The organism is Caballeronia grimmiae (genome assembly GCF_022879615.1).
Taxonomy (GTDB): Bacteria; Pseudomonadota; Gammaproteobacteria; order Burkholderiales; family Burkholderiaceae; genus Caballeronia; species Caballeronia grimmiae.
The window spans coordinates 1,568,016-1,590,765 of the sequence record NZ_CP084271.1 but is presented as its reverse complement, the minus strand read 5'-3'; the positions used below and the strand labels follow the sequence as shown (position 1 = coordinate 1,590,765).

Here is a 22,750-nt window from a genome sequence, read left to right as displayed (position 1 = left end):
GCTCCGGTCCCATGCGAATTGCCAGATACCAAGCCGACGCAAGGCGGATGCCCGGCTTAAACACCGTGCCTTGCAACGAGCCTTGCCCCGCGCCGGCGATTCGCGTCATTACTGCGCGGGCGTGTTCAACTGCTTCTTGAGCGCTTCGAGACGGTCTTCCACCGACGGCCCGCGATTGAGTTCCGCCAGCTTGTCGTCGAGCGCCTTGCCGGACTTTTGATCGGCGGAATTGAGGCGCGCGTCCGAGCGGGCGTTCGCAAGCTGGACCTTGTCTTCGAGCTTCTGGAAGTCTTCCGACAGATTCTTTCCGCCGATGCCGCCGAGCGCCGTCGCGGCCGTGTCCTTCGCCTGCGCGATCTGCTGCTTCGCCTGAAGGATATTCGAGCGCGCGTTGAGATCGTTACGGCGCTGGCGCATGTCGGCGATCTGCTGCTTGAGGTGATCGACCGAAGGCACGAGCGTCAGCAGTTCGGCTGCGAGCGCATCGCGTTCCGTTTCAGCGTTGGCTTGCGCCGCGAGCGCCTCGCGGGCGAGGGCTTCGTCGCCGCCCTGCAATGCGCGCTTTGCGCCGTCTTCATACTTCTTCGCCTTGTCGGCGGCGGCGTCGCGCTTGCTTTGCTGCGTGGCGACCTGCGCCTCGATTTCGATGAGCGAGTTCTCCGCCTTGCCGATGCTGTCGTCGAGTTCGCGCACGATCTGGCGTGCGTCGCGCGACGGGTCCTGCATGGTGTCGGCGGCATCGTTCAGAAGGCCTTTGACGGTGCGCGAGATGGAATCGAAAAGCGACATGTATTTCTCCTTGATGGAACCGCTGCATGCGTTGCGCGTAGGCGCGCATGGACTTGTGTATGCGCGTCGAATGTGAGGGGCATCGGGCGGTTTGTAAGCCGCGTGCGCGTCACGTTCGTCCCGGGTTTACCCCGTGTATTAGAGCACGCCGCGACTTAATGTGGACTTAAGCAACGTTAAGGAGTGTAACGGCGCGCGGGCGCATGCCGCGGCGAGAACGCGGCACTCGAAAGATGCACGTTGGGCTTAGTGGCCGGCGCGTCCGTCGCCGGTCAGCGACGCGTCCTCGCCTGCAGGTTCGGCATCGGCGGGATGGATGGGTTCCGCTGCCGGCAACCCCGGCGCGATGGGCGTTAGCGCCGCGCGCCTGTTCGCGTTGGCCGCCTCGCGTGCTTCGCGGGCCGCGGCTTTGGCTGCGACGCTGCGCAGCGCGATATCGAGGGGATCGGGCGCTTTCGGCGCACGCAGGCGATCGACGATGCCCGCGGCCTTGATCTGCTCGCTCGTCGCATTGAAGTTGAGCACCGCGCGCCGCATCAGCTCACTCACGCTGACGCCGAGATCGTCCGCAGTCTTGCTGATGGCGAGCTTCTGCGCGGGGGTCACGAATACAACGATGCGTTCGGTTGGCTTGGTCGTCATGAGCGGCTCGCAGACAGTAAGGCGATTGCAAACATAGCAAGCGCAGTCCTGAGAATCGAAACGGCGTCACTTCATTATCGCGATCGTTTTGCCGCCAGGCGGCGGGTAAAACGAGCATCCATCATATCGGTTCGCGGCGCCAGTGTGCGCGCACGCGGCTCCGCAAATCGCCGCCATTTGCGCCTCCGTGGGCAGCGCATGAGCGGGCAGTGAAAACCGCGCCCGATCAATGGCTTGGCTATTTTCTCATAAGGTTGTCCACAAGGCTCTCAACACTTTCTGTGGGTAACCGCGCGTTTTCCCTGAGCGGTGCGCACGAGGGGACCGGCGTCATTTACTTACAAAAAAATGCTGCGGGTTTTGTAGCTGCGTGGCCGAATTCTTTAAAATGCGCAGTTACCTACGGTCGATACCGACCCGCTCATCCGCTCGTCTCTTCTTTGCCAAGTCTGCGTCTTGCATTCGCCGGCGCATCGATCAGCGACGCAGCGCGCGCCTGCACGCGCGCCGAACCATCCCAGTCATGCCTATCATTAAACGTCCCGACTCCTCTAAAACATCGCGATACGATCGCGAGCCTCGCTGGAACGACTCACGCAACGACTCACGTGACGATGCGGGCGGCAACCGCGACGGCGGCGGACGCAATGGCGGCAACGGCGGCAATGGCCGCAACAGCCGTGGCGGACGCGATCGCGGACGCTCGCCCTTCGGCCGCATCGCGATGTGGTTCGCAAGCCTTGCGGCGATCGCCGCCGTGGTCGGCGCGCTGATCGTCGGCTACGCGCTCGTTGTGATGGAGCCCAACCTGCCGTCGCTGAACGCGCTCATCGACTATCGGCCCAAGGTGCCGCTGCGCGTCTACACGTCCGATCACGTGCTGATCGGCGAATTCGGCGAAGAGCGGCGCAGCCTCGTGCGCTTTCAGGACATTCCCGATCAGATGAAGAAGGCGGTGCTCGCGATCGAGGACTATCGCTTCTACGATCACGGCGGCGTCGATTTCCTCGGCATTCTGCGGGCGGGCGTGACGGACCTGATGCACGGCGGCGCATCGCAGGGCGCGAGCACGATCACGATGCAGGTCGCGCGCAACTTCTTCCTGTCGAGCGAAAAAACGTACACGCGCAAGATCTACGAGATGCTGCTCGCGTACAAGATCGAGCGGGCGCTGACCAAGGACCAGATTCTCGAGCTGTACATGAACCAGATCTATCTGGGCGAGCGCGCCTACGGCTTCTCGGCTGCGGCGCGCGTGTACTTCGGCAAGGATCTGAAGGACATCACGCTTGCGGAATCCGCGATGCTCGCGGGGCTGCCCAAAGCGCCGTCCGCGTATAACCCGGTCGTGAATCCGAAGCGCGCGAAGGTGCGGCAACAGTACATCCTGAAGCGCATGCTGGATCTCAACTACATCACGCGCGATCAGTACAATCAGGCCATCGCCGAAGAGCTTCACACGAAGTCGTCCGGGACGGAGTACGGCGTGCATGCCGAATACGTCGCGGAAATGGTGCGGCAGATGATGTACGCGCAGTACAAGGAAGAGACCTACACACGCGGCCTCACAGTTACGACGACGATCAGTTCCACCGATCAGGACGCCGCTTATCGCGCCGTGCGCAAGGGCGTGATGGACTACGAGCGACGTCACGGGTATCGCGGGCCGGAAGGGCATATCGACCTGCCGGCCGCAGCCGATGATCGCGCCGAATCGATCGAAGACGCGCTCGTCGATCACCCGGATAACGGCGATCTCGTCGCAGCGGTCGTCACGTCGGCGACGCCGAAGCAGGTGACGGCGCAGTTCGTCGGCGGCGAGACCGCGACGATCTCCGGCGACGCCTTGCGCTTCGTGGCGGCGGCGCTGCGCAGCAACGCGTCGAAGGCGCTTGCGATCAAGCCGGGTTCCATCGTTCGACTGACGAAGGATGCGAAGGGCAACTGGCAAATCGCGCAATTGCCGCAAGTGGAAGGCGCGCTCGTGTCGATGACGCCGCAAGACGGCGCAATCCGCGCGCTCGTCGGCGGTTTCGATTTCAACAAGAACAAGTTCAATCACGTGACGCAGGCCTGGCGTCAGCCGGGTTCGAGCTTCAAGCCGTTCATCTATTCGGCGGCGCTCGACAAGGGACTCGGACCGGCGACCATCATCAACGATGCGCCGCTGTATTTCCCCGCGCCGGCGGGCGGCGAGCCGTGGGAGCCGAAGGACGACGATCAGCCCGACGGCCCCATGTCGATGCGCACCGGTCTGCAGAAATCGAAGAACCTGGTGTCGATCCGCATTCTGTCGTACATCGGCACGGGCTACGCGCAGGACTTCGTCACGCAGAAGTTCGGCTTCGACAAGGACAAGACGCCGCCGTACCTGCCGCTCGCGCTCGGCGCAGGGCTCGTCACGCCGCTGCAATTGAGCGGCGCGTACTCGGTGTTCGCGAACGGCGGTTATCGCATCAATCCGTATCTGATCGCGGAAATCGCCGATGCGCGCGGCACGGTCGTTTCGCGTGCCGATCCGCTGACGGCGGGAAGCAATGCGCCGCAGACGCTCGAGCCGCGCAACGCCTATGTGATGAACAGCCTGCTGCATACGGTCGCGACGTCCGGCACCGGTTCGGGCACTAACGTGCTCAAGCGTAACGACTTGCAGGGCAAGACGGGCACGACGAACGACGCGAAGGACGGCTGGTTCGCGGGCTATCAGCGTCAGCTCGTGGCGGTGGCGTGGATGGGCTACGATCAGCCGAAATCGCTTGGCAGCAAGGAGTTCGGCGCGCAACTCGCATTGCCGATCTGGGTCGACTACATGGGACGCGCGCTGCGCGGCATTCCTCAACAGCAGATGCCGATGCCCGACGGCATCACGACCGTCGACGGCGAACTGTTCTTCACGGACCATACGCCGGGCGCGGGCTTCGTCGCGAGCATCGGTCTCGACAGCGGCAATCCGATGGCCGGCGATTCCACCACGGCGGGCGGTGTCGGTCCGGCTGGCATGCAGGCGCCGCCGGTGCCGCAAGTTACCACCGACGAGCGCAAGCAGATCATGGACATGTTCAACCGGCCGTGACGTTACGGCGGTGCCGGGCATAGAAAAAACGCGCCGGGGTCTCAGGACTCCGGCGCGTTTTTGCTTTTTGACGGCGCGTGTCGAGCGTTACTTGCCGAGCGTCGCCGCTGATTTCACCGCGCAATCGACCTTGACCGTGGTCTTGTCGGCGAACGTGAGCGTGAGCGGAATCGTCGCGCCGACCTTCACGGACTTGCCCGGTTCCTCGAGCATCAGGTGATAGCCCTTCGGTGCGAACGCGAGCGTGCCGTGCGCGGGAACGTCGACGGTATCGACGGCGGCCATCGTCGCCGTGCCGCCCTTGTTTTCCGACTTGTGCATCATCGCCATGCCGAAGGCGGGCGTGTCGGCGGCGCTGAGCGTCGCGGCCTTGTCGCCGTTATTCGAGACGACAAAATAACCCGACGAAGGCAGATTCGGCGGCATCGCGCGAACCCAGCAATCGCGCGCTTCGAGCGTGGCCGCGTGCGCGGCGGAGACGAACGGGGCGAAGGACGCGCAAACCAGCGCGCTCATCAGTACAGCGTTTCTTTTCATTGCGGCCTCACTTGACCGTGAAGTTGTAGTGACCTTCCGTGCGATGTCCGTCGGCGGCGACCGCCGTCCACTGCACTTTATAGACGCCCGGCGGCAGATCGCCCAGCGCGACGCTCATGCGCTTCTTGTTGTCCGTATCGACGACCGATTTCGCCGTGTTGACCTGCTTGCCTTGCGCGTTGGTGACGAGCATGGAACTGAAGGCCGGTTCGAGTGCTTCGCCGAACACGATCGATACTTCTTGCGGCGCGCTGACCGTTGCGCCGGGGCCGGGCTGCTCGAGCTTGGGGACCGCGTGAGCAAACGCGAGTTGCGCCGACGCGATGCATGCGAATACGAGCATGCCGCGCAATGCGGATTTGATCGACATGATGATGTCCTGTGTGGTGCTTGATGACGCGGCGCCGGCGTGTCGCCGGATGCGACGCGAGCAGCGCGCGGAATAGGGCAGATCAGGCGAGGGCGGGCGGTGCGCGCGGCTGGGCGTCGTCGAAGCGAACGCGATGCGCGGTGCGGGTAGTATCGACTGAAGCGAAAAGATCGCGCGGTGAGGGTATGGACGCGAATTCGATAGCGGGCGCCGGCGGCGTCGCTGCATGGGCGATGAGATCGCAGTAGCCACAGGCCGGAAGATGGATACGGGCGTGGTCATCGGCATGCGCTGACGTTACGGGGTGCGCGTTGCCCGAGGCGCATACCGATGCGAACTGTGCATCGACGCGCTGGGCGTTCAGCCATTGCGACGCTACGGGCGCGAACGAGAGCAGCAGCATCGCGCACAAGGCTACGATACCGCTCGCTTTCCCGATGATTCCCCGACGCAAAAGCTGCATCCCGCCTTCTCGTACCGATGATGGATCTTGATAGCGGACGATTATGCCATGCACGCTTGTGCGGCTTTTCCGACTGATCGTCCGGGTGCGCGAGGCATTGTCTTTGCGATCGCAGACGCAAATGATGAACTAATCATTGCGCTCTATAGATCGATGCCCTATAATCTTTTCTTCGACGGACGCGGGGTGGAGCAGTCTGGCAGCTCGTCGGGCTCATAACCCGAAGGTCGTAGGTTCAAATCCTACCCCCGCAACCACTGAAGACCGTCGCAACATCAAACCCGCCACTGAGCGGGTTTTTTGTTATCTGCTCGAAACGCTTTCGATCCGCGCATCAGCCGGCCCACACGGAAAGGAGAAACGATGGACCTTCCACACGATCTTCAAGCCATCGCGCATCAGGAGAACACGCTCGTGTTCCCGCAGTTCAACACGGAACACGCCTGGCAAGTGGGCTCGCAATTGCGCGAGATGGCGCTTGCGCGGAGTGCAGCCGTCGCGATCGACGTGCGCACCTTCGGCCACCGCCTTTTCTTCGCCGCGCTCGATGGCGCGACGCCCGACAACGCGCGCTGGGCCGAGCGGAAATCGAAGACGGTCGAGCACTTCCGCCGCAGCTCGTATGCCATCGGGCTTACGCTGCAGCAAAGCGGCGCGACGCTCGCCGATAAATACGGCCTCGATCCCGCTCAATACTCTGCGCATGGCGGAGCGTTTCCGATCCGCGTCGCGAATGCTGGCGTGATCGGTTCGGTCGTGGTGTCGGGACTGCCGCAGCGCAAGGATCACGAGATGGTGGTCGAAGCTTTGTGCGCCGTCCTCGGTCAGAGCTACGCCGCGCTCGCGCTCGATCATCACTGAGCGCTGTCTCCGCGCCTTAACGAAACCCGGTGGGGCACAAGGCGAGAACCGCGTGCCTATTTGCAGCGAATGATCATCGAACGATTCTTCACGTTCGCGGATATTACGTTGCTGATGCCGCCGCCCGTCGGCCCGCCTTCTTCGTTGTCCTTCGACACGATGTCATACCCCGTCGCGCCGCATGCCTTCCCGGCCAGCACATAGCAACTCGCCCAGCTCGATCCGGCATCCGCGCCGCTGCAATTGACGGCGTAGCCCGTCTGTCCATCGGGCAGGTTGATGAGCGAAGCGTTATTCGACGACGCGCAAGCACCCAGCCCCGCCATCAAGAGCGCAGTCGCGCCGAGCATCGACGCGCGCAGCCATGAAACCTTGCGTATCCCTTGCGCCCTATGCGCCGAAGGAAGCGCATCTCCAAGCGTGGAAAGCCGGCTGCTTCGCCGATTGAATCCCTTCATCTGTACCTCGTGAGTTCTGGTCCGTGCGACGCGAGGCCCGCGCGCGCATACTTTTTGAGATGGGCATTGTCCCATACGCCGATGACCCGGCGTGACATGACGCGGGCGCGACGCTTGCGAGACGTCAGTCAACACATGCAGCATTTCATACGCTGCGAACTATTTGCCGGATCGTGCGCCCTATGAATGGGCTATCGGTTTGAATTGCGGTCGGGCCGCGCAATGGCGCACGGCACGACAACGAGCAACGGAGGACAAAAGCAATGGCGGAAAGAGTCACGGGACCGTATCGAAGCTATTACATCAGCGCATCGGCGCGGCTCGTGCAGACGCACGAGAGCAAGGACGGTCAGCCCGGCGCGGGTATTTACGTCGGTTCGGTGAGCCTCGGTCAGGGCGGCCCGGACAACGCGCGCCACTTCGAGGCGCTCGTCGACCTCGGCCCCGAGCGACGCTTCGCCACCGAGGAGGAAGCGCTCACGCACGTCGAGCAAGCGGCGCGCGATTACATCGACCGGTTGCTGCAAGCGACATGATGCGAGCCATTCATCTGCGCCACGCCGTGCTATACGATATCGCGCATTGCCTCGTCGATCTGTTCCCGAGCGGCGCGGACATCGCCGAGGTCGGCGCCGATTCGAGTCCCGCGCTGTTCGTCAGCTGGCGCACGGGCGGGGTGGCGAACCATGCGGGCAACATCGCGTGGGGCGTGCATTACCGTTTCGATGCACGCGTGTTACTCGCGTATCCGCATCTGCCGCACGATGCCCGCGAGCGCGTATGCCAGCGCGTGCGCGAAATGAGCCGTCACCTCGATTTCAATTACGCCGATCCTCGCGCAAGCTCGCTGCTCGTCGTGGATGTCGGCGAGGACGTGCTCGACGGCTGATCGTAAGCGGCGGCGCATCGCGCGCCTGCTGGACCGTGCGGCGCATCGGCGAGTACCATGTTTGCCCTGACCGGATTTCGCAGCGCGGCCCGCTCGTCGCGGCGGGATCGAACGGAGAGACGCCTCTGCAACGAGACAATCATGGACATTCGTTTTCTTTCTGACGCGCCGGATTATCGCGATTCCAATCTCACGATCGAATTCGCCGCGCTGGTCGATGGCCGGCGCGTGCCGTGCGCGATTTCAGTGGAAGCGCTCGAAGACCACTTCGGCGCACAGACTTACGACAGCGCCGGCTGGATCGGCGCTTTCGATGCCGGCCGCGAGCGCATCGAAGCTGTCGCCCGGGAACACTTGCGTGTGACGAACGGCATGCCCGTGCTGCTGAAAAGCGGACACTTTCCGCCGGGGCGCGTCACTGTCGAGTGAGAGCAGCGCTTCTTGCAAGCATGAGGTGTAAGAGCTGCCAGCCCCTTCGGCGCTGCGGCCAAAGGACGTCCATGAACGGCGTCCTTTCGCACGCTCACGCCTCGGAGTAACATGACGACAATCTGCCGCATGCGATGCGATTCGCTCGGCATATTACTTGCTCCGGGCCATTGGCTACGAAGAGCATCCATTATAAAAATCGCGCGGGGTCGTCATGCTTCAATCCTTTCTTCACTCGCTCGTCGAGTCCAATGCACTTTGGCTCATCTGGGCGGCCGTCGGTGTCCTGATTCTTGGCTTCTGCATTCTGTTTGCTTCGGTCGTGCTGGGCGACTCGGACGAGCCGCTCTACAACGCGGCTTCGGCGACACGCAGGGACGACGACGGCTCGATGACCGTCTGAACGGCGGCGTCGTGCGCGGCATCGCCCGCCGTAACCTAAACTCACTTGCAACGTAGCGGTGCCGACAATGCCTCGCATGAGTCTGGATGAAGAGCGGACACGCCGATTGCAGGAGCACAAGCAGCAGCAGCGCGACGCGCTGCGCGAGCGCATACTCGAAGCTTCGCGCGGCATCGTAAGGAGCGAGGGCATCGGGTCGCTCTCGATGCGCAAGCTCGCCGATGCGATCGACTACTCGCCCGCAGCGCTCTATCTTCACTTCAGAAGCCGGGGCGAGATTGCGCGAGCGTTGCGCGAAGAAGGGCATGCGCAACTGCGCGCGGCCTTCGTTCCGCACGCGGCGATTCCCGATCCCGCCGCGCGCCTGAAAGCGATCGGCCGCGCGTATGTCGAGTTCGGCCTGGCGGAGCCGGAGATGTATCGGCTGATGTTCATGGAGACCGGCGATGCAGCCGGTTCCGCCGGCGTCGCGAGCAGCCGCGACAGCGCCGCGATGCTTTCGCTTTTCGGGGAGGCGTTCGCCGCGCTGAACGCGAACGCGCCGGCTGCCTGCGCGCAGGCGTTGTGGGCGAACCTGCACGGCATCGTCGCGCTCCAACTGAGCGGTGCGGCGCCGCCTGCCGCGCCGGTGGCTGCGCTCGTCGAGCTGTCGCTCGATGCGTGGCTCGCCGCTGGCTCCGGGCTCGCCGCTAGCTCTGGTGTTTGACCGAAAGAACGTTCCGACTCTCAACACGATGACCACTGAAGACATCCGTATCGACACCGCCAACGGCATCGGCTTCATTGCGCTCGATCGTCCGAAGGCGCTCAACGCGCTGACGCCGCCGATGCTGCGCGCGATCAGCGAGGCGTTGCGGGCCTGGCGTCACGACCAGGCGATCCGCGCCGTCATGATCTACAGCCCGCACGTGCGCGCATTTTGCGCGGGCGGCGACATTCGCTTTCTCTACGACGCGGCGAAGGCGGGCGACCGCGACACCGTCGACGCATTCTTCATCGACGAGTACAAGCTCAATCACGCGATCTTCACGTTCCCGAAGCCGTATATCGCGGTTATGAGCGGCGTCGTGATGGGCGGCGGCATGGGCATTTCGCAGGGCGCGCATCATACCGGCGGGCTGCGCATCGTCACGCAGTCCACGAAGATGGCGATGCCCGAGACGCGCATCGGACTGTTTCCGGATGTCGGCGTGAGCTGGTTTCTGGCGCGCGCGCCGGGCGCGATCGGCCGCTATCTCGCGGCGACGGGTGCGAGCATGGGCGCCGCCGATGCGCTTTACGCGCGCATGGCCGACGCCTATCTCGACGACGGCGCGCTGCCGGGGCTGATCGAATCGCTGCGGCATCAGCGTTTTCTGGATGGCGTCGACATCATGCGTTTCGTGCAGAACGAGACCACGAAATACAAGGTCTCGCCGATCCCCGATGCCAGCCCGCTCGCGGAAGCGCGCACGCTGATCGACAAGTGTTTCGCGGCGGGCAATGGCGCGGCAATTCTCGCGTCGCTGGAACGGGAAGCCGACGCGTCGGGAAGCGAATGGGCGCGCGGCACGGCGGCGCAATTGCGCGAGCGTTCGCCGCTGTCCGTCGATGTATCGCTTCAGCAGGTGGACCGCGCGCGCTTCTCGACGATGGCCGAGACGCTGCGCCGCGATCTCGATCTCACGCGCTCCGTTTTCGAGCGGGGCGACGTGGTGGAGGGGATACGGGCGCGCATCGTCGACAAGGACGATCAGCCGGCATGGAAAGTCACCCGCGCCGAGGATGTCGATCCGAAGGACGTCGAGCACATGTTCGACAGCGCGTGGTCACCGGCGACACACCCGCTGAGGCTGCTGAAGGATTGAGGCTTGCGGCGGCCGGGAGTCCGGCCGCTTGCGCTTGGCGCGCTTAACGCGCTTAACGCGCCTCGCCGCGCGCCATGAATGCGCGCATGAACACGAGCGCGCCCCAGCCCCAGATGGCGTTTGCGATGAAGCTCGGCGCGAGGCGCGGCAGCATGTTGCCGGCCGGCCAGATGCCGCGCGCCGGATCGATCACGAAGGCGCTCACCGCCGTCAGCACGATGCCGCCGAACACGAGCGCGCCGATCCACGGGGCGCGGTTATCGGGCGCGACGCGCAGCAGCCACGCCATCAGTACGGCGAAGACGGCGCTCCACAATGCATTGGCGATGAACTCGGGGATGCCGAGCGGCAGGAAGGGCGTGGTGGAGAAGCCGGTCGCATCGATGAGTCCGGCTGCATGTAAAAGCGCGTAAGTCGATTCACGAAAGAACAGGGCGGCGAGAAAACCTGAGACGAACGGCAGAATGAGTTTTTGCATTGGCTGGACCGCAGGCGGGCGAGACGGCGGCTCGCTCGGTTATCGTGACGAGCGCCATTATAGGGGCGGGCGTGGGGCAGTTGACCGGTGCATGGCGGCACGAGAAGCGCCACAAAGCAAAAAGCCCAGTCGAAGACTGGGCTTTTTGCTTGAATTCTTCTGGGGTGGCTGATGGGACTCGAACCCACGACGACAGGAATCACAATCCTGGACTCTACCAACTGAGCTACAGCCACCACTGACAACAGATCTACTGCTTTCTCCCTTCAGCAAGATTGCCTGCCGATCGAGAAGCGAGATTATACGAACTGGGATTCCGCTTGCCTAGCCCTTTCGAGCATTTTTTTGCGGTCCGCGCTGCCGGTTTGCGTCAAGCCTCGATCGCTTCGACGCCGTCGCGCAAATGGCTGCGCGCTTCATCGAAGATGCCGAGATCGCCCTTCGCGAGCCGCTTGCTATCGGACAACACGCGCCGCCATCCGCGCGCGCCCGCTTCGCCCCGGTACAAGCCCAGCGCATGCCTCGTCACCGCGCCAAGATACGTGCCGCGCGCAAGTTCCGTACGCGCATACTCGATCAGCCCCGCCTCGATATCCTCGCGCGCCGGAACAGGCGTCGTCGCACCGTAGAAGCGCGTGTCGACTTCCGCCAGCACATACGGATTGTGATACGCCTCCCGTCCGAGCATCACGCCATCGACATGCTTCAGGTGCTCTTCCACCTCATCCAGCGTCTTGATGCCGCCGTTGATCGAGATTTCCAGATGCGGAAAGTCGCGCTTCAGCCGATACGCATAGTCGTACTTGAGCGGCGGAATCGCGCGGTTTTCCTTCGGGCTCAGGCCCTTGAGAATCGCGTTGCGCGCATGGACGATGAACACCTCGCAGCCCGCGTCGGCCACCGTGCCGACGAAGTCGTGGACGAACGCATAGTCCTCGACCGCGTCGACGCCGATGCGATGCTTCACCGTCACCGGAATGGATACGGCATCGCGCATCGCCTTCACGCAGTCGGCGACGAGCTGTGGTTCCTTCATGAGGCACGCGCCGAACGCGCCGCGCTGCACGCGCTCGGACGGACATCCGCAATTCAGGTTGATCTCGTCGTAGCCCCATTGCTCGCCGAGCTTCGCGCTTCGGGCCAGATCGCCGGGCTCGCTGCCGCCGAGTTGCAGCGCGACGGGCGCTTCACCGGGCGTGAAGGCGAGATGCCGCGCGACATCGCCGTAAAGCAGCGCGCCGGTCGTCACCATCTCGGTGTAAAGCCATGCATGGCGCGACACGAGTCGATGCAGCGAACGGCAGTGGCGATCCGTCCAGTCCATCATGGGTGCGACGGACACGCGGCGGGGGCTGATCTTCGGAACGGCGGACATGGCGATAAGACGAACGGTGTCGGATGGCGGCGAATCTGCGATTTTAACGCAGCGATGCGAGCGCGTTTTGCGGGCGGTTCGCGGCGGCACAGGCGAATCTTTCGGGTGAACGCCTGTCAGATCAGGCATGACGTCGTTCGAACGGAGTCCATCATGAAAAAGCAACTGATCGCGGCAGGCGCGTTCCTCTGTGCCGCGCTCGCCGCACAGGCGCAGAATCCGCCGGCCGCGCGCCCGGACGACAACGCGTCGATGGTCAGGCCGCCCGGCGCGCCCGGATCGCCTGCAGCCAGCGCCGCGCGCCCGCACAATCCCGACAACATGCCCGTCAAGCGTCCCAATCCGCCGCCGAACAGCGACCGCATGCTGCACAACAGTCCCGCGAGCGACGCTATCGCGAAGTAAGGCGAACCGCAAGCACGCCACGGCGCGATGCACCGTGCTAGCATCTTCAGACCATCCCCCAACCGACGACCATGGAGGCAGCTATGGCTACTTTGGCGATCGACGGCGTGCGCTGGGTCAACGATCGTGTGACCAACGTGCGCTGGGGCAGTTTCGATTCCGCCAGGAATGCGTGGGCGGCTCCGACCAGCATCGTGGATGTCCACGAAGTCGTGGACGCCATCAAGAGCGGCAAGGAAGTCCGCACGCTCTTCACGCTCGGCGGACGAACCTTTCTCGGACCCAAAGTCAGCGCCTTGCCTTACGCCAACGGCCACGTCGGCATCGAGGCGCGCGTGCAGGACGGGCAAATCGAGAAATCGCTCGAAGACCTGCCGCCCGTCTGACGACGAGCAAACGCGGGCGCAGCGGAGAACATGCATTGAATCGGGAACAGGCGCTCAGGTTCGAAGCCGAATTCATGCCGCGCATCGTCGAACACGTCGCGCGGCAGATCGGTCGCGGGCTGCGTATCGATGTCGTTCCGTACGAGCATCGCAATGCGCCGACGCGGCTGCACATCAGTGCGCCGCCGCATGACAACGGCGAGCGGGCGCGTCAATATCCGTTCGATCTGAGCGTGTTCCTCACCTGGGACGACGACGAAATCGAGCGCCTGTTGCGTCCCGGAGGGGAAGCGCGTTTCCAGCGATATCTGGATTCGCTCGGCGCGAAATTCATCGCCTGGCAAGGCGCGCGAGAAGTCGATTTCAACACGCGCTCGCAAGCGGAGCCGTCGATATTGCTCGGCGGGCTCGACTTCGAACCCTGACGGACCTCGCCGCTCGCTTCGGATCGAACGCACTCACGAAATGGGAGATCGAGATGGCATCGTCGAATGAAGGCAGGCTGCGCGCATTCGTGCAGACGGCGGAACAGGCGGGCGGCTTCGTGTGGGTGCTCGTGCTCGTCGATTTCCAGGCGCAGGAGATCAAGCGCGCGATGGTGTCGGAAGAAAACTTCGCCACCGCCGATGCCGCCCGCGACGCGGGCAACGATCGTCTGAAAGCGATGTCGAACGACCGCTGACGCCGAACCGGCGATGCCCGAGTGATGGCCCACGCGCGGCGTCGCGCCGTGCGTGGAGCGGCTTTTGCGCGACGTCCGTCAGACAAATCTATAAGAACGATGAGCGACAACGATAATCAGGAAGCCGCCCGGCAAGCCCGCTATCGACGCTACGAAGCCGCCGGCGAAGCATCGGTCCGAGCCGATCTCGAAGAGGCCGCGCACGCCGATCCGGAAATCGCCAGCAAACGCGCCTGGCTGCGCGACAAGGACGCCGCGCGTCAGAACGAGCAGTTCCGGGCGATGTTCGCCTCGGTCGCATCGGCGAACGATGCCGCGCAGCTTGCCCGCGAATCCGCGCAGGCGTCGCGCCGCTCCGCCTTCTGGACGATGATCGCGGCGCTCGCGGCGACGGCCGGCGTCATCGTCAACGCGGCGATCGCGCTCGGATGGCTCGACTGGCTGAAGCGGTAAGGCGGTGAAGCGGCAGAACGGTAAAGCGCGTTAGAACGTCCACCACGAGCGCACGCCCGGTTCGCCGTCGAGCGCGCGCAGGAAGTCGTCGGCGAAGGCATCGCTGGCGGCTTTCCATTCCGGCGTGCCGGCCGGCAGATCGTTCGGGTTCTTCAGGCCGCGCGCATGGCGGATGACGGCGACCGCTTCGCTCACGGCGGCGATCGATTCCAGACTTTGCATGTTCATACCGTGGTTTACGGCACGCAACGCCCGACATTTAGCGCCGCGATCCGTCCGCCTTGCCATGCCCCGACACCAGCGCGCCGGCGTCTTTCGGCAGCCTGAGCAGATCGATCACGGCGGCAAGCCCCATGAAACCGACGATCAGGAACGCGACGCTGAAGTCCTCCGGTGCGATCGAATGCGCATCGTGGCCGTGCAGCCACTCGCCGATGCGCAGTGCAATCGCGCCGGCCGCGACGCCAATGCCCATCGTCATCTGAAAAAGCGTGCTCGATAACGCCGACGCGCCGCTCATCTGCGCCTTCGGCACGTCCGCGAAGCTGAGCGTGTTGAGCGCCGTAAACTGGAGCGAGCGCGACAGGCCGCTCGCGAACAGCACGACGGCAATGGCGACCTTAGGCGTCGACGGGGCGAGCAGGGCCATCGCGGCGAGCGAGAGCGCCGCAATCACGCCGTTGACGATCAGCACGCGGCGAAAGCCGAAGCGCCGCATGACGGGCGTGGTGACGATTTTCATCGACAGGTTGCCGGCGAAGACGGCGAGCGTGAGCAGGCCCGAATCGAATGCGTTCATGCCGAAGCCGACCTGGAACATCAGCGGCAGCAGAAACGGCGCGGCGCTGATGGCGATGCGAAACAGCGAGCCTCCGCCCATCGCCACGGCGAAGGTCTGGATCTTGAGCGGCGCGAGATCGACGACCGGCTGCGCCGCGCGCCGCAGATGCCGCCACGACAGGACGCCCGCCACGCCGCCCATCGCGACGAGCGCGCCGACGAGCGGCCACGAGGCGTCGTTGCGGCCGACGAGTTCCATCGCGTAGAGCAGCGTCACGCAGGCGATGCCGCACAGCACGAAGCCGGCGAAATCGAAGCGGCGCTGCGCATCCTCACGCACGTTGTCGACGAAGCGCCAGGTCAGCAACAGGCCGATCAGACCGAGCGGCACGTTCAGATAGAAAATCCATCGCCACGAAGAATACGTCGTGATGAAACCGCCGAGCGGCGGCCCGATGACTGGTGCGACGAGTCCCGGCCACGTAATGATGGCGATGGCGCGCATCAGCCCGTTTTTCGGCGTCGCGCGCAGGACGGCGAGGCGTCCGACCGGCACCATCATCGCTCCGCCGATGCCCTGCAGCACGCGCGCCGCGGCGAACGCCGGCAGTGTCGATGTCGTTGCGCAGAGCACGGACGCCGCCGTGAACACGGCGATCGCGCTCCCAAACACGGTGCGCAGGCCGAAGCGGTCGGCGGCCCATCCGCTGATCGGGATGAACACCGCCAGCGTGAGCAGATACGCGGTGATGCCGAGGCTCATGTCGGCGGGATGCACGCCGAACGAACGCGCCATCTGCGGCAACGCGGTCGCAATGATGGTGCCGTCGAGGTTCTCCATGAAGAACGTCGCGGCGACGAGCATGACGATGATCGAGGAGCCCGGCTTCGTGCGGTCGGGTTCGCTGGAGGCAGTGGAAGAGGACATCGGCCGGGTGGTTTGATCGTGTGGAAGGCGCAGTGCGTGAATTCTAGCCGTGGGAGCAGACCTCGCGCGCCTATGGTAGTTTCTGCGGTTGGTCGGCTATGTCTGCCGTGGACAGTTCGCCAGCGGGTGTCACCAAGCAGGCTTCAATAAAAAAGGAATCAAGCGATGAAGTATCGGAAACTGGGCGATTCGGGCGTCGACGTGAGTCTGATCGGGCTCGGCACCATGACCTGGGGCGAGCAGAACACTGAAAGCGAAGCGCACGAGCAGATCGACTACGCGCTCGCGCAAGGCGTGAACCTGATCGACGCCGCGGAAATGTATCCGGTGCCACCGCGCCCCGAAACGCAGGGCCGCACCGAGGAATACATCGGCACGTGGCTCGCGAAGAACGCCGGCAAGCGCGGCGATATCGTGCTCGCGACCAAGATCGCCGGGCCGGCGCGCCAGCCGCACAATCCGCGTCATATTCGCGGCGCGGGCAATCAGTTCGACCGCAAGAACATCAACGAGGCGATCGACAGCAGCCTCAAGCGCCTGCAAACCGACTACGTCGATCTCTATCAGCTGCACTGGCCCGACCGCAGCACGATGACTTTCGGGCGCGGGGCGTATCCGTATATCGACGATGAATACACCGTGCCCATCGAGGAAACGCTCGCCGCGCTCGGCGATCTCGTGAAGGCCGGCAAGATCCGCTACGTGGGCGTGTCGAACGAAACGCCGTGGGGCGTCGCGCAGTTTCTGCGCGCGGCGGAGAAGGCGGGGCTGCCGCGTATCGTCAGCATTCAGAACCCCTACAGTCTCGTGAACCGCACATACGAGCTCGGGCTGTCCGAATTCACGCACAAGGAAGGCATCGGCCTGCTCGCGTATTCGCCGCTCGCGTTCGGCTGGCTGTCGGGCAAGTACGAGGGCGGGGCACGTCCGGCGGGCGCGCGCATCACGCTGTTCGAGCGGTTCCAGCGCTACAGCAAGCCGCAGGCGATCGCCGCGACCACGTCCTACGTCGAACTCGCGAAGCGCCACGGCCTCACGCCGACGCAGCTCGCGCTTGCCTTCGTCAACACGCGTCCGTTCACGACGAGCACGCTGATCGGCGCGACGTCGATGGCGCAGTTGCAGGAGAATGTGGCGAGCGTGGACATCGAACTGTCCGACGAGATCCTCGCGGAAATCGAGGCCTTGCACGAGCGTCAGCCGAATCCCGCGCCGTAATGCCGTGACGCGGTTCCGGTCTCCGGACCGCGGATGTGTCAGCATGGATGCATGAACCGGGCGACGCGTCGTTTCATCACCGAGACGCCGCCCGGACGAAACACCCGAATCACCGGACGCACAGGTTGTGCGCGTCGCGTCCCAGTCCTGCCGAATACGAGAGTTGCGCCTGACGGCGCACTTTCCGTCTTACTCGCGTGCGATGCCGCCGTAAGGCACCGCACTTGCTCGATGGTCCTGGTTGCCCGCTGCGGCGCCTCTCGCCACAGCGCGCTCTTCAAGAAAGGAGTCGTCGCTCATGTCGCAAGTCACGCCGCAATCCCAAGATCTGGATCGCCTAGCCATCGATACGATCCGCACGCTGTCGATGGACGCCGTGCAGAAAGCCAATTCCGGCCACCCCGGCACGCCGATGGCGCTCGCGCCGGTCGCGTTCCATCTGTGGCAAAACCATCTCCGCTACGATCCGGACGCGCCACTGTGGCCGAACCGCGACCGCTTCGTGCTGTCGGTCGGGCATGCGTCGATGCTGCTGTATTCGCTCCTGCATCTCGCGGGCGTGAAGGAGGTCGATGAAAGCGGCAAGCCGACCGGCAAGCCCGCCGTTTCCATCGACGATATCCAGCAGTTCCGCCAGCTCGGCAGCAAGACGCCGGGCCACCCGGAGTTCCGCATGACGACCGGCGTCGAAACCACGACCGGCCCGCTCGGACAGGGTCTCGGCAACAGCGTGGGCATGGCGATGGCCGCGCGCTGGAAGGAAACGCACTTCAACAAGGCGGACGCGACGCTCTTCGACTACCGCGTCTATGCGCTCTGCGGCGACGGCGACATGATGGAGGGCGTCTCGCACGAGGCGGCGTCGCTGGCCGGGCATCTGAAGCTGTCGAACCTCATCTGGATTTACGACAGCAACCGCGTGACGATCGAAGGCCACACGGACCTCGCCTACAGCGACGACGTCGAAGCGCGCTTTCACGGCTACAACTGGAACACGCTGCACGTCGACGACGCCAACGACGCAGCCGCGCTCGAAGCCGCGCTCAACGAAGCGAAGGCGTCGACGGACAAGCCGACGCTGATCGTGGTGAAGAGCATCATCGGCTGGGGCGCGCCGAACAAGCAGGACACGGCGAGCGCGCACGGCGAGCCGCTCGGCGACGCGGAAATCAAGCTCGCGAAGAAGTTCTACGGCTGGCCGGAAGACGCGCAGTTCCTCGTCCCCGATGGCGTGATGCAGCATTTCGCCGATGGCATGGGCGCGCGCGGCAAGGCGGCGCATGCCGAGTGGAAGCAGCGCTTCGACGCTTACGAGAAGGCAAACCCCGAGCTCGCGAAAGAAGCGTGGCTGATGCTCGGGAACAAGCTGCCCGAGGGCTGGGACGCCGATATTCCCACGTTCGAGCCGGACGAAAAGGGCATCGCGACGCGCGAATCGTCGGGCAAGGTGCTGAACGCGATCGCGCAACGCATCCCTTGGATGCTCGGCGGCGCGGCGGACCTCGCGCCATCGACGAAAACGAATCTCAAGTTCGAAGGCGCGGGCAGCTTCGAGCACGACAACTACGGCGGGCGCAATCTGCACTTCGGCATTCGCGAGCACGGCATGGGCGCGGTCGCCAACGGGCTCGCGCTGTCGGGGCTGCGGCCGTTCGCATCGACATTCCTGATTTTCAGCGACTACATGAAGCCGCCGATCCGTCTCTCGGCGATCATGGAAGTGCCGGTCATCTACGTGTTCACGCACGATTCGATCGGCGTCGGCGAAGACGGTCCGACGCATCAGCCGATCGAGCAACTTGCGTCGCTGCGTGGCGTGCCCGGTCTGACGACGCTGCGCCCCGCCGATGCCAACGAAGTGAGCGAAGCCTGGCGCGTGGCGCTGTCGCATTCGAAGGAGCCGTCGTGCATCGTCGTGACGCGCCAGCCGCTGCCGACCTTCGACCGCACGAAGTACGCGTCGGCCGAAGGCGTGCGGCGCGGCGCTTACGTGCTCGCCGATGCCCCCAACGGCAAGCAGCCCGAAGTGCTGCTGCTCGCGACGGGCAGCGAAGTGTCGCTGTGCGTCGAGGCGTATGAGAAGCTCAAGAGCGAAGGCATCGCGGCGCGCGTCGTGTCGATGCCGTCGTGGGACATCTTCGAGAAGCAGGACGAGGCGTATAAGGAATCGGTGCTGCCGTCGGGCGTGAATGCGCGCGTGGCGGTCGAGCAGGCCGCGACGCTCGGCTGGGACCGCTATACCGGGCGTCTCGGCGCGCAGATCGTGATGCATACCTTCGGCGCATCGGCGCCGCTCAAGGCGCTCAAGACGAAGTTCGGCTTCACGCTCGAAGGCGTCTACGAAGCCGCGAAGAAGCAGATCGAGCGCGTGAAGGCCGACGCCAATGGCAAGGAGTGAGCACATCATGCAGATCGGCATCGTTGGGCTGGGACGCATGGGCGGCAACATCGGCAGGCGTCTGATGCAGGGCGGGCACGAATGCGTCGTCTACGATCACAACCCGCAAGCGACCGAGGCGCTCGCGAGCGAAGGCGCGACCGGTGCGAAAGACCTGGGCGATCTCGTCTCGAAGCTCGCCGCGCCGCGCGTCATCTGGCTGATGCTGCCCGCGGGCAAGATCACCGAGGACACGCTCACGGATCTCCACAAGATTCTTGCGGCGGACGACGTGGTGATCGACGGCGGCAACAGCTTCTACAAGGACGATATCCGCCGCGCCGCACAGTTTCGCGAGCAGGGCGTGCATTACGTCGATGTCGGCACGTCGGGCGGCGTGTGGGGCCTGACGCGCGGCTATTGCATGATGATCGGCGGCGAAGAAGCGGTGGTCCGCCGGCTCGATCCGATTCTCTCGACGCTCGCGCCGGGCCGCGGCGACATTCCGGAAACGCCGGGCCGCGAAGGACGCGATCCGCGCGTCGTGAACGGCTACATGCATTGCGGCGCGGTCGGGTCGGGGCACTTCGTGAAGATGGTGCATAACGGCATCGAGTACGGACTGATGCAGGCGTATGCGGAAGGCTTCCACATCCTCAGGCATAAGGAGTCGCCGGACTTGCCGGAGAGCGAACGCTACTCGCTCGACCTTGCCGATATCGCCGAAGTGTGGCGGCGCGGCAGTGTCGTGTCGTCGTGGCTGCTCGATCTGACGGCGGGCGCGCTCGCGAGCGACGAAGGACTCGAGCGCTTCTCGACGGAAGTGGCCGACAGCGGCGAAGGACGCTGGACGATCGAAGCGGCGATCGAAGAAGCGGTTCCGGCGCAAGTGCTGTCGGCTGCGCTCTATACGCGGTTCCGCTCGCGCGATGCCGATCTCTTCCCCGAGCGCATCCTCTCCGCGATGCGCTTCGGCTTCGGCGGGCACAAGGAGTTTCCGGCGAAGTAAGCGCCTTTGCCGGCAGACGGCGATGGACGGTGAGCGTCCGTCGCCGTTTTTATTTCATGATGCGCCGCCTGAAGAGCCACGCGCACGCGAAGAACGGCAGCACGGTATAGGCGATCAGCACGGCCAGATGCAGGGCGACTCCATCGGCGGGGCGTCCGAGCATCGCGGGACGAATCAGCTCGACTGCGTGATAGAGCGGCAGCGCCTGGGTCGCGTGCTGCGCGAGCGCGGGCAGTTGCGTCACCGGGAAGAACACGCCGGAGAGCAGGAGCATCGGCGTGAGCGCGAGCGTCTGATAGAACATGAAGAAGTCGTAGCTCGGCGCAATGGCGGTGACGATCATCGCCGTGCTCGCGAACGCCAGTCCGGTCAGCACGATGACGGGCAGCGCGAGCAGCATCGACGGAAAATTCGCGTAACCGAGCGCGCCCGCGACGACCATGATCGCGACGCCCGACAGCACCGACTTGCTCGCGGCCCACACGATTTCGCCCAGCACGATATCGCCGAGCGTGAGCGGCGTGTGCATGATCGCTTCCCACGTGCGCTGCACCTGCATGCGCGAAAAGCCCGAGTACATCGCTTCGAAACTCGCGGACATCATCACGCTCGACGCCACCGTGCCCGCCGCCAGAAACGCGATATACGACACCCCGTCGACGTGCCCGACCATCAGCCCGAGACCGAGCCCGAGGCCGAACAGATAGATCATCGGATCGGCGAGATTGCCGATCATCGACGCCACCGCGAGCTTCTTCCAGACGAGGTAATTGCGCCGCCACACCGACATCCAGTGCGTCGCGTTGGCGGGCAGGGCGCTCGAAAGCGGCGCGAGACTGCCCGGCTGCTTGCGGGTCTTGTCGGCTTGAACGCCCGGTTGTTCGAAGGTTTCCATCGTTCGTTCAGTCCACCATTTCGCGCCCGGTCAGGCGCAGGAACACGTCTTCAAGATTCGCCGGACGATGCAGATAGCGAACGTCCGCGCGTCCCTTCACACGCGCGTGCACGGGCTGCGGATCGTCGGCGTAACAGAAAATGGTTTCTCCGCTCACTTCGATTCGCTCCACGAGCGGCTCCAGTTCCGCTGCCAGCGCACGCGGGTCCGGCCCGTAAATTTCGATGACGTCCGAGCCGATCACCGACGCGATCAGATCGCGCGGCCGGCCTTCCACGATCTTGCGCCCCTCTTCGATCACGCACAGGCGGTCGCAAAGGCGCTCGGCTTCCTCCATGAAATGCGTGGTCAGCAGAATGGTCTTGCCGCGTGTGAGGAGCGAGCGGAGCCGCTCCCAGATCAGATGCCGCGCCTGGGGATCGAGGCCGGTGGTCGGCTCGTCCATCACGAGGACATCGGGATCGTTGACGAGCGCGCGGGCCAGCGTGAGCCGCCGCTTCATGCCGCCCGACAACTCGCCGACGCGCGCATCGGCCTTGCTTTCCAGCCGCGCGAACTCCAGCAGCGACGGCACCAGCGCGGTCATCCGCGCGCCCGTCAGCCCGAAGTAGCGGCCGAAGACGAGCAGGTTCTCGCGCACCGTGAAGTCGGGATCGAGATTGTCGAACTGCGGCACGACGCCGACGCGCTGGCGGGCGAAGCGCGCACGCGACGGAACCGGTTCGCCGACGAGGCGGATCGTCCCGCTATCCGGCGACGTGATGCCGAGCAGCATCTTGAGCGTCGTCGTCTTGCCGGCGCCGTTAGGACCGAGCAGTCCGAAGCATTCGCCCGGACGCACGTCGAACGACAGTCCGTCGACGACGTTCTTCCCGCCGTACTGTTTTCTGACTTCGCTGAATTCGATGGCGGGCGCGGCCTGAGCGTGATGCCCGGACGCGGCGCGCGGAGCCTGCGTTGCCATGCGTGACCTGTTTGAGGGAAAGCAGCGGGCTAGTGTAAT

Annotated in this window: 28 protein-coding genes and 2 tRNA genes; 17 read left to right on the top strand and 13 right to left on the bottom strand. The window is 64.4% G+C overall.

Translation table 11 applies throughout. From position 1 onward, the window contains the following. Positions 1-108: 108 nt before the first annotated feature. Positions 109-789: a PspA/IM30 family protein gene (locus LDZ21_RS07580; protein ID WP_035970610.1), complete on the bottom strand. Its 681-nt coding sequence runs from the start codon at positions 787-789 to the stop codon at positions 109-111. 246 nt (positions 790-1,035) lie between these two features. Then, a complete protein-coding gene (locus LDZ21_RS07575) occupies positions 1,036-1,431 on the bottom strand; it encodes a plasmid mobilization protein (RefSeq protein ID WP_244792454.1) in 396 nt (131 codons plus the stop codon). Between the two features lie 523 nt (positions 1,432-1,954). Here LDZ21_RS07575 and LDZ21_RS07570 point away from each other — a divergent pair. Further along, complete coding sequence (locus LDZ21_RS07570; RefSeq protein ID WP_244792452.1) at positions 1,955-4,504, top strand: penicillin-binding protein 1A; 2,550 nt, start codon at positions 1,955-1,957, stop codon at positions 4,502-4,504. An 87-nt stretch (positions 4,505-4,591) separates the two neighbouring features. Here the strand turns inward: LDZ21_RS07570 and LDZ21_RS07565 are convergent, their stop codons facing one another. The 3 genes from LDZ21_RS07565 to LDZ21_RS07555 form a co-directional block, all read right to left on the bottom strand. Continuing rightward, on the bottom strand, positions 4,592-5,041 hold the full coding sequence (locus LDZ21_RS07565; protein WP_244792450.1) for a copper chaperone PCu(A)C: 450 nt from the start codon (positions 5,039-5,041) through the stop codon (positions 4,592-4,594). A gap of 7 nt (positions 5,042-5,048) precedes the next feature. Beyond that, the gene (locus LDZ21_RS07560; protein ID WP_244792448.1) at positions 5,049-5,411 is read right to left on the bottom strand and encodes a copper resistance protein CopC; all 363 of its coding nucleotides are present in this window, start codon (positions 5,409-5,411) and stop codon (positions 5,049-5,051) included. A gap of 82 nt (positions 5,412-5,493) precedes the next feature. After that, complete coding sequence (locus tag LDZ21_RS07555) at positions 5,494-5,874, bottom strand: DUF2946 domain-containing protein (RefSeq protein WP_244792446.1); 381 nt, start codon at positions 5,872-5,874, stop codon at positions 5,494-5,496. Between the two features lie 180 nt (positions 5,875-6,054). On the opposite strand from LDZ21_RS07555, the gene LDZ21_RS07550 reads away from it, so the two are divergent. Next, positions 6,055-6,131: transfer RNA gene (locus LDZ21_RS07550), tRNA-Met, on the top strand. A 106-nt stretch (positions 6,132-6,237) separates the two neighbouring features. Continuing rightward, the gene (locus LDZ21_RS07545; RefSeq protein ID WP_035969535.1) at positions 6,238-6,735 is read left to right on the top strand and encodes a heme-degrading domain-containing protein; all 498 of its coding nucleotides are present in this window, start codon (positions 6,238-6,240) and stop codon (positions 6,733-6,735) included. Positions 6,736-6,791: 56 nt separating this feature from the next. Here LDZ21_RS07545 and LDZ21_RS07540 read toward each other — a convergent pair whose 3' ends face one another. Next, positions 6,792-7,085, bottom strand: a complete 294-nt coding sequence (locus LDZ21_RS07540; RefSeq protein ID WP_244794794.1) for a hypothetical protein — start codon at positions 7,083-7,085, stop codon at positions 6,792-6,794. Positions 7,086-7,456: 371 nt separating this feature from the next. Between LDZ21_RS07540 and LDZ21_RS07535 the strand changes: the two genes are divergently transcribed. From LDZ21_RS07535 to LDZ21_RS07510, 6 genes are all read left to right on the top strand, one after another. Beyond that, entirely contained in the window at positions 7,457-7,729 is a 273-nt protein-coding gene (locus LDZ21_RS07535) for a hypothetical protein (RefSeq protein ID WP_244792444.1), read from the top strand. Further along, positions 7,726-8,082: a hypothetical protein gene (locus LDZ21_RS07530; RefSeq protein WP_035969539.1), complete on the top strand. Its 357-nt coding sequence runs from the start codon at positions 7,726-7,728 to the stop codon at positions 8,080-8,082. Before LDZ21_RS07535 ends, LDZ21_RS07530 begins: the two co-directional genes overlap by 4 nt. Positions 8,083-8,223: 141 nt before the next feature. Continuing rightward, positions 8,224-8,511 carry a DUF1488 family protein gene (locus LDZ21_RS07525; RefSeq protein WP_244792442.1) on the top strand — a complete coding sequence of 96 codons (288 nt, stop codon included), beginning with the start codon at positions 8,224-8,226 and terminating at the stop codon, positions 8,509-8,511. Between the two features lie 214 nt (positions 8,512-8,725). Beyond that, positions 8,726-8,914, top strand: a complete 189-nt coding sequence (locus LDZ21_RS07520; RefSeq protein ID WP_244792440.1) for a hypothetical protein — start codon at positions 8,726-8,728, stop codon at positions 8,912-8,914. A gap of 76 nt (positions 8,915-8,990) precedes the next feature. After that, positions 8,991-9,620: a TetR/AcrR family transcriptional regulator gene (locus LDZ21_RS07515; RefSeq protein WP_244792438.1), complete on the top strand. Its 630-nt coding sequence runs from the start codon at positions 8,991-8,993 to the stop codon at positions 9,618-9,620. Positions 9,621-9,648: 28 nt separating this feature from the next. Continuing rightward, positions 9,649-10,761: an enoyl-CoA hydratase/isomerase family protein gene (locus LDZ21_RS07510; RefSeq protein ID WP_244792436.1), complete on the top strand. Its 1,113-nt coding sequence runs from the start codon at positions 9,649-9,651 to the stop codon at positions 10,759-10,761. A 52-nt stretch (positions 10,762-10,813) separates the two neighbouring features. Here LDZ21_RS07510 and LDZ21_RS07505 read toward each other — a convergent pair whose 3' ends face one another. The 3 genes from LDZ21_RS07505 to dusA all read right to left on the bottom strand — a co-directional run bounded on the left by LDZ21_RS07505 (position 10,814) and on the right by dusA (position 12,614). Continuing rightward, positions 10,814-11,239: a hypothetical protein gene (locus LDZ21_RS07505; protein WP_035969547.1), complete on the bottom strand. Its 426-nt coding sequence runs from the start codon at positions 11,237-11,239 to the stop codon at positions 10,814-10,816. Between the two features lie 160 nt (positions 11,240-11,399). Next, positions 11,400-11,475: transfer RNA gene (locus LDZ21_RS07500), tRNA-His, on the bottom strand. A 134-nt stretch (positions 11,476-11,609) separates the two neighbouring features. Then, positions 11,610-12,614, bottom strand: coding sequence for a tRNA dihydrouridine(20/20a) synthase DusA (dusA, locus tag LDZ21_RS07495; RefSeq protein ID WP_244792434.1), 1,005 nt, complete (start codon positions 12,612-12,614; stop codon positions 11,610-11,612). A 153-nt stretch (positions 12,615-12,767) separates the two neighbouring features. On the opposite strand from dusA, the gene LDZ21_RS07490 reads away from it, so the two are divergent. The 5 genes from LDZ21_RS07490 (at position 12,768) to LDZ21_RS07470 (ending at position 14,540) form a co-directional block, all read left to right on the top strand. Beyond that, positions 12,768-13,019 (top strand): hypothetical protein, encoded by a 252-nt coding sequence (locus LDZ21_RS07490; protein WP_244792432.1) that lies wholly within the window; start codon positions 12,768-12,770, stop codon positions 13,017-13,019. An 83-nt stretch (positions 13,020-13,102) separates the two neighbouring features. Then, positions 13,103-13,405, top strand: coding sequence for a hypothetical protein (locus LDZ21_RS07485; RefSeq protein WP_035969555.1), 303 nt, complete (start codon positions 13,103-13,105; stop codon positions 13,403-13,405). Positions 13,406-13,440: 35 nt separating this feature from the next. Then, positions 13,441-13,830: a DUF5594 family protein gene (locus LDZ21_RS07480; protein ID WP_244792430.1), complete on the top strand. Its 390-nt coding sequence runs from the start codon at positions 13,441-13,443 to the stop codon at positions 13,828-13,830. Positions 13,831-13,883: 53 nt separating this feature from the next. Further along, entirely contained in the window at positions 13,884-14,087 is a 204-nt protein-coding gene (locus LDZ21_RS07475) for a hypothetical protein (RefSeq protein ID WP_035969559.1), read from the top strand. 99 nt (positions 14,088-14,186) lie between these two features. Then, positions 14,187-14,540, top strand: coding sequence for a hypothetical protein (locus LDZ21_RS07470; protein WP_244792428.1), 354 nt, complete (start codon positions 14,187-14,189; stop codon positions 14,538-14,540). 30 nt (positions 14,541-14,570) lie between these two features. On the opposite strand, the gene LDZ21_RS07465 is transcribed toward LDZ21_RS07470, so the two are convergent. Together LDZ21_RS07465 and LDZ21_RS07460 are read right to left on the bottom strand one after the other, a co-directional pair. After that, complete coding sequence (locus LDZ21_RS07465) at positions 14,571-14,762, bottom strand: hypothetical protein (protein WP_229753809.1); 192 nt, start codon at positions 14,760-14,762, stop codon at positions 14,571-14,573. A 37-nt stretch (positions 14,763-14,799) separates the two neighbouring features. Further along, positions 14,800-16,248, bottom strand: a complete 1,449-nt coding sequence (locus LDZ21_RS07460) for an MFS transporter (RefSeq protein WP_244792426.1) — start codon at positions 16,246-16,248, stop codon at positions 14,800-14,802. A 165-nt stretch (positions 16,249-16,413) separates the two neighbouring features. Between LDZ21_RS07460 and LDZ21_RS07455 the strand changes: the two genes are divergently transcribed. From LDZ21_RS07455 to gnd, 3 genes are all read left to right on the top strand, one after another. Then, positions 16,414-17,466 (top strand): NADP(H)-dependent aldo-keto reductase, encoded by a 1,053-nt coding sequence (locus LDZ21_RS07455; protein ID WP_035969566.1) that lies wholly within the window; start codon positions 16,414-16,416, stop codon positions 17,464-17,466. A gap of 298 nt (positions 17,467-17,764) precedes the next feature. After that, the gene (gene tkt / locus LDZ21_RS07450) at positions 17,765-19,864 is read left to right on the top strand and encodes a transketolase (RefSeq protein WP_244792424.1); all 2,100 of its coding nucleotides are present in this window, start codon (positions 17,765-17,767) and stop codon (positions 19,862-19,864) included. 7 nt (positions 19,865-19,871) lie between these two features. Continuing rightward, on the top strand, positions 19,872-20,852 hold the full coding sequence (gene gnd / locus LDZ21_RS07445; RefSeq protein WP_244792422.1) for a phosphogluconate dehydrogenase (NAD(+)-dependent, decarboxylating): 981 nt from the start codon (positions 19,872-19,874) through the stop codon (positions 20,850-20,852). 49 nt (positions 20,853-20,901) lie between these two features. Here gnd and LDZ21_RS07440 read toward each other — a convergent pair whose 3' ends face one another. Further along, positions 20,902-21,747, bottom strand: coding sequence for a nodulation factor ABC transporter permease subunit NodJ (locus LDZ21_RS07440; RefSeq protein WP_280519407.1), 846 nt, complete (start codon positions 21,745-21,747; stop codon positions 20,902-20,904). Positions 21,748-21,754: 7 nt separating this feature from the next. Further along, positions 21,755-22,711, bottom strand: coding sequence for a nodulation factor ABC transporter ATP-binding protein NodI (gene nodI / locus LDZ21_RS07435; protein ID WP_244792420.1), 957 nt, complete (start codon positions 22,709-22,711; stop codon positions 21,755-21,757). Positions 22,712-22,750 lie beyond the last annotated feature (39 nt).

Coding starts and splice junctions, on each gene's coding strand:
- LDZ21_RS07580 (WP_035970610.1), bottom strand. CDS start 789: ATGTCGCTTTTCGATTCCATCTCGCGCACCGTCAAAGGCCTTCTGAAC.
- LDZ21_RS07575 (WP_244792454.1), bottom strand. CDS start 1,431: ATGACGACCAAGCCAACCGAACGCATCGTTGTATTCGTGACCCCCGCG.
- LDZ21_RS07570 (WP_244792452.1), top strand. CDS start 1,955: ATGCCTATCATTAAACGTCCCGACTCCTCTAAAACATCGCGATACGAT.
- LDZ21_RS07565 (WP_244792450.1), bottom strand. CDS start 5,041: ATGAAAAGAAACGCTGTACTGATGAGCGCGCTGGTTTGCGCGTCCTTC.
- LDZ21_RS07560 (WP_244792448.1), bottom strand. CDS start 5,411: ATGTCGATCAAATCCGCATTGCGCGGCATGCTCGTATTCGCATGCATC.
- LDZ21_RS07555 (WP_244792446.1), bottom strand. CDS start 5,874: ATGCAGCTTTTGCGTCGGGGAATCATCGGGAAAGCGAGCGGTATCGTA.
- LDZ21_RS07545 (WP_035969535.1), top strand. CDS start 6,238: ATGGACCTTCCACACGATCTTCAAGCCATCGCGCATCAGGAGAACACG.
- LDZ21_RS07540 (WP_244794794.1), bottom strand. CDS start 7,085: ATGCTCGGCGCGACTGCGCTCTTGATGGCGGGGCTGGGTGCTTGCGCG.
- LDZ21_RS07535 (WP_244792444.1), top strand. CDS start 7,457: ATGGCGGAAAGAGTCACGGGACCGTATCGAAGCTATTACATCAGCGCA.
- LDZ21_RS07530 (WP_035969539.1), top strand. CDS start 7,726: ATGATGCGAGCCATTCATCTGCGCCACGCCGTGCTATACGATATCGCG.
- LDZ21_RS07525 (WP_244792442.1), top strand. CDS start 8,224: ATGGACATTCGTTTTCTTTCTGACGCGCCGGATTATCGCGATTCCAAT.
- LDZ21_RS07520 (WP_244792440.1), top strand. CDS start 8,726: ATGCTTCAATCCTTTCTTCACTCGCTCGTCGAGTCCAATGCACTTTGG.
- LDZ21_RS07515 (WP_244792438.1), top strand. CDS start 8,991: ATGAGTCTGGATGAAGAGCGGACACGCCGATTGCAGGAGCACAAGCAG.
- LDZ21_RS07510 (WP_244792436.1), top strand. CDS start 9,649: ATGACCACTGAAGACATCCGTATCGACACCGCCAACGGCATCGGCTTC.
- LDZ21_RS07505 (WP_035969547.1), bottom strand. CDS start 11,239: ATGCAAAAACTCATTCTGCCGTTCGTCTCAGGTTTTCTCGCCGCCCTG.
- dusA (WP_244792434.1), bottom strand. CDS start 12,614: ATGTCCGCCGTTCCGAAGATCAGCCCCCGCCGCGTGTCCGTCGCACCC.
- LDZ21_RS07490 (WP_244792432.1), top strand. CDS start 12,768: ATGAAAAAGCAACTGATCGCGGCAGGCGCGTTCCTCTGTGCCGCGCTC.
- LDZ21_RS07485 (WP_035969555.1), top strand. CDS start 13,103: ATGGCTACTTTGGCGATCGACGGCGTGCGCTGGGTCAACGATCGTGTG.
- LDZ21_RS07475 (WP_035969559.1), top strand. CDS start 13,884: ATGGCATCGTCGAATGAAGGCAGGCTGCGCGCATTCGTGCAGACGGCG.
- LDZ21_RS07470 (WP_244792428.1), top strand. CDS start 14,187: ATGAGCGACAACGATAATCAGGAAGCCGCCCGGCAAGCCCGCTATCGA.
- LDZ21_RS07465 (WP_229753809.1), bottom strand. CDS start 14,762: ATGCAAAGTCTGGAATCGATCGCCGCCGTGAGCGAAGCGGTCGCCGTC.
- LDZ21_RS07460 (WP_244792426.1), bottom strand. CDS start 16,248: ATGTCCTCTTCCACTGCCTCCAGCGAACCCGACCGCACGAAGCCGGGC.
- LDZ21_RS07455 (WP_035969566.1), top strand. CDS start 16,414: ATGAAGTATCGGAAACTGGGCGATTCGGGCGTCGACGTGAGTCTGATC.
- tkt (WP_244792424.1), top strand. CDS start 17,765: ATGTCGCAAGTCACGCCGCAATCCCAAGATCTGGATCGCCTAGCCATC.
- gnd (WP_244792422.1), top strand. CDS start 19,872: ATGCAGATCGGCATCGTTGGGCTGGGACGCATGGGCGGCAACATCGGC.
- LDZ21_RS07440 (WP_280519407.1), bottom strand. CDS start 21,747: ATGGAAACCTTCGAACAACCGGGCGTTCAAGCCGACAAGACCCGCAAG.
- nodI (WP_244792420.1), bottom strand. CDS start 22,711: ATGGCAACGCAGGCTCCGCGCGCCGCGTCCGGGCATCACGCTCAGGCC.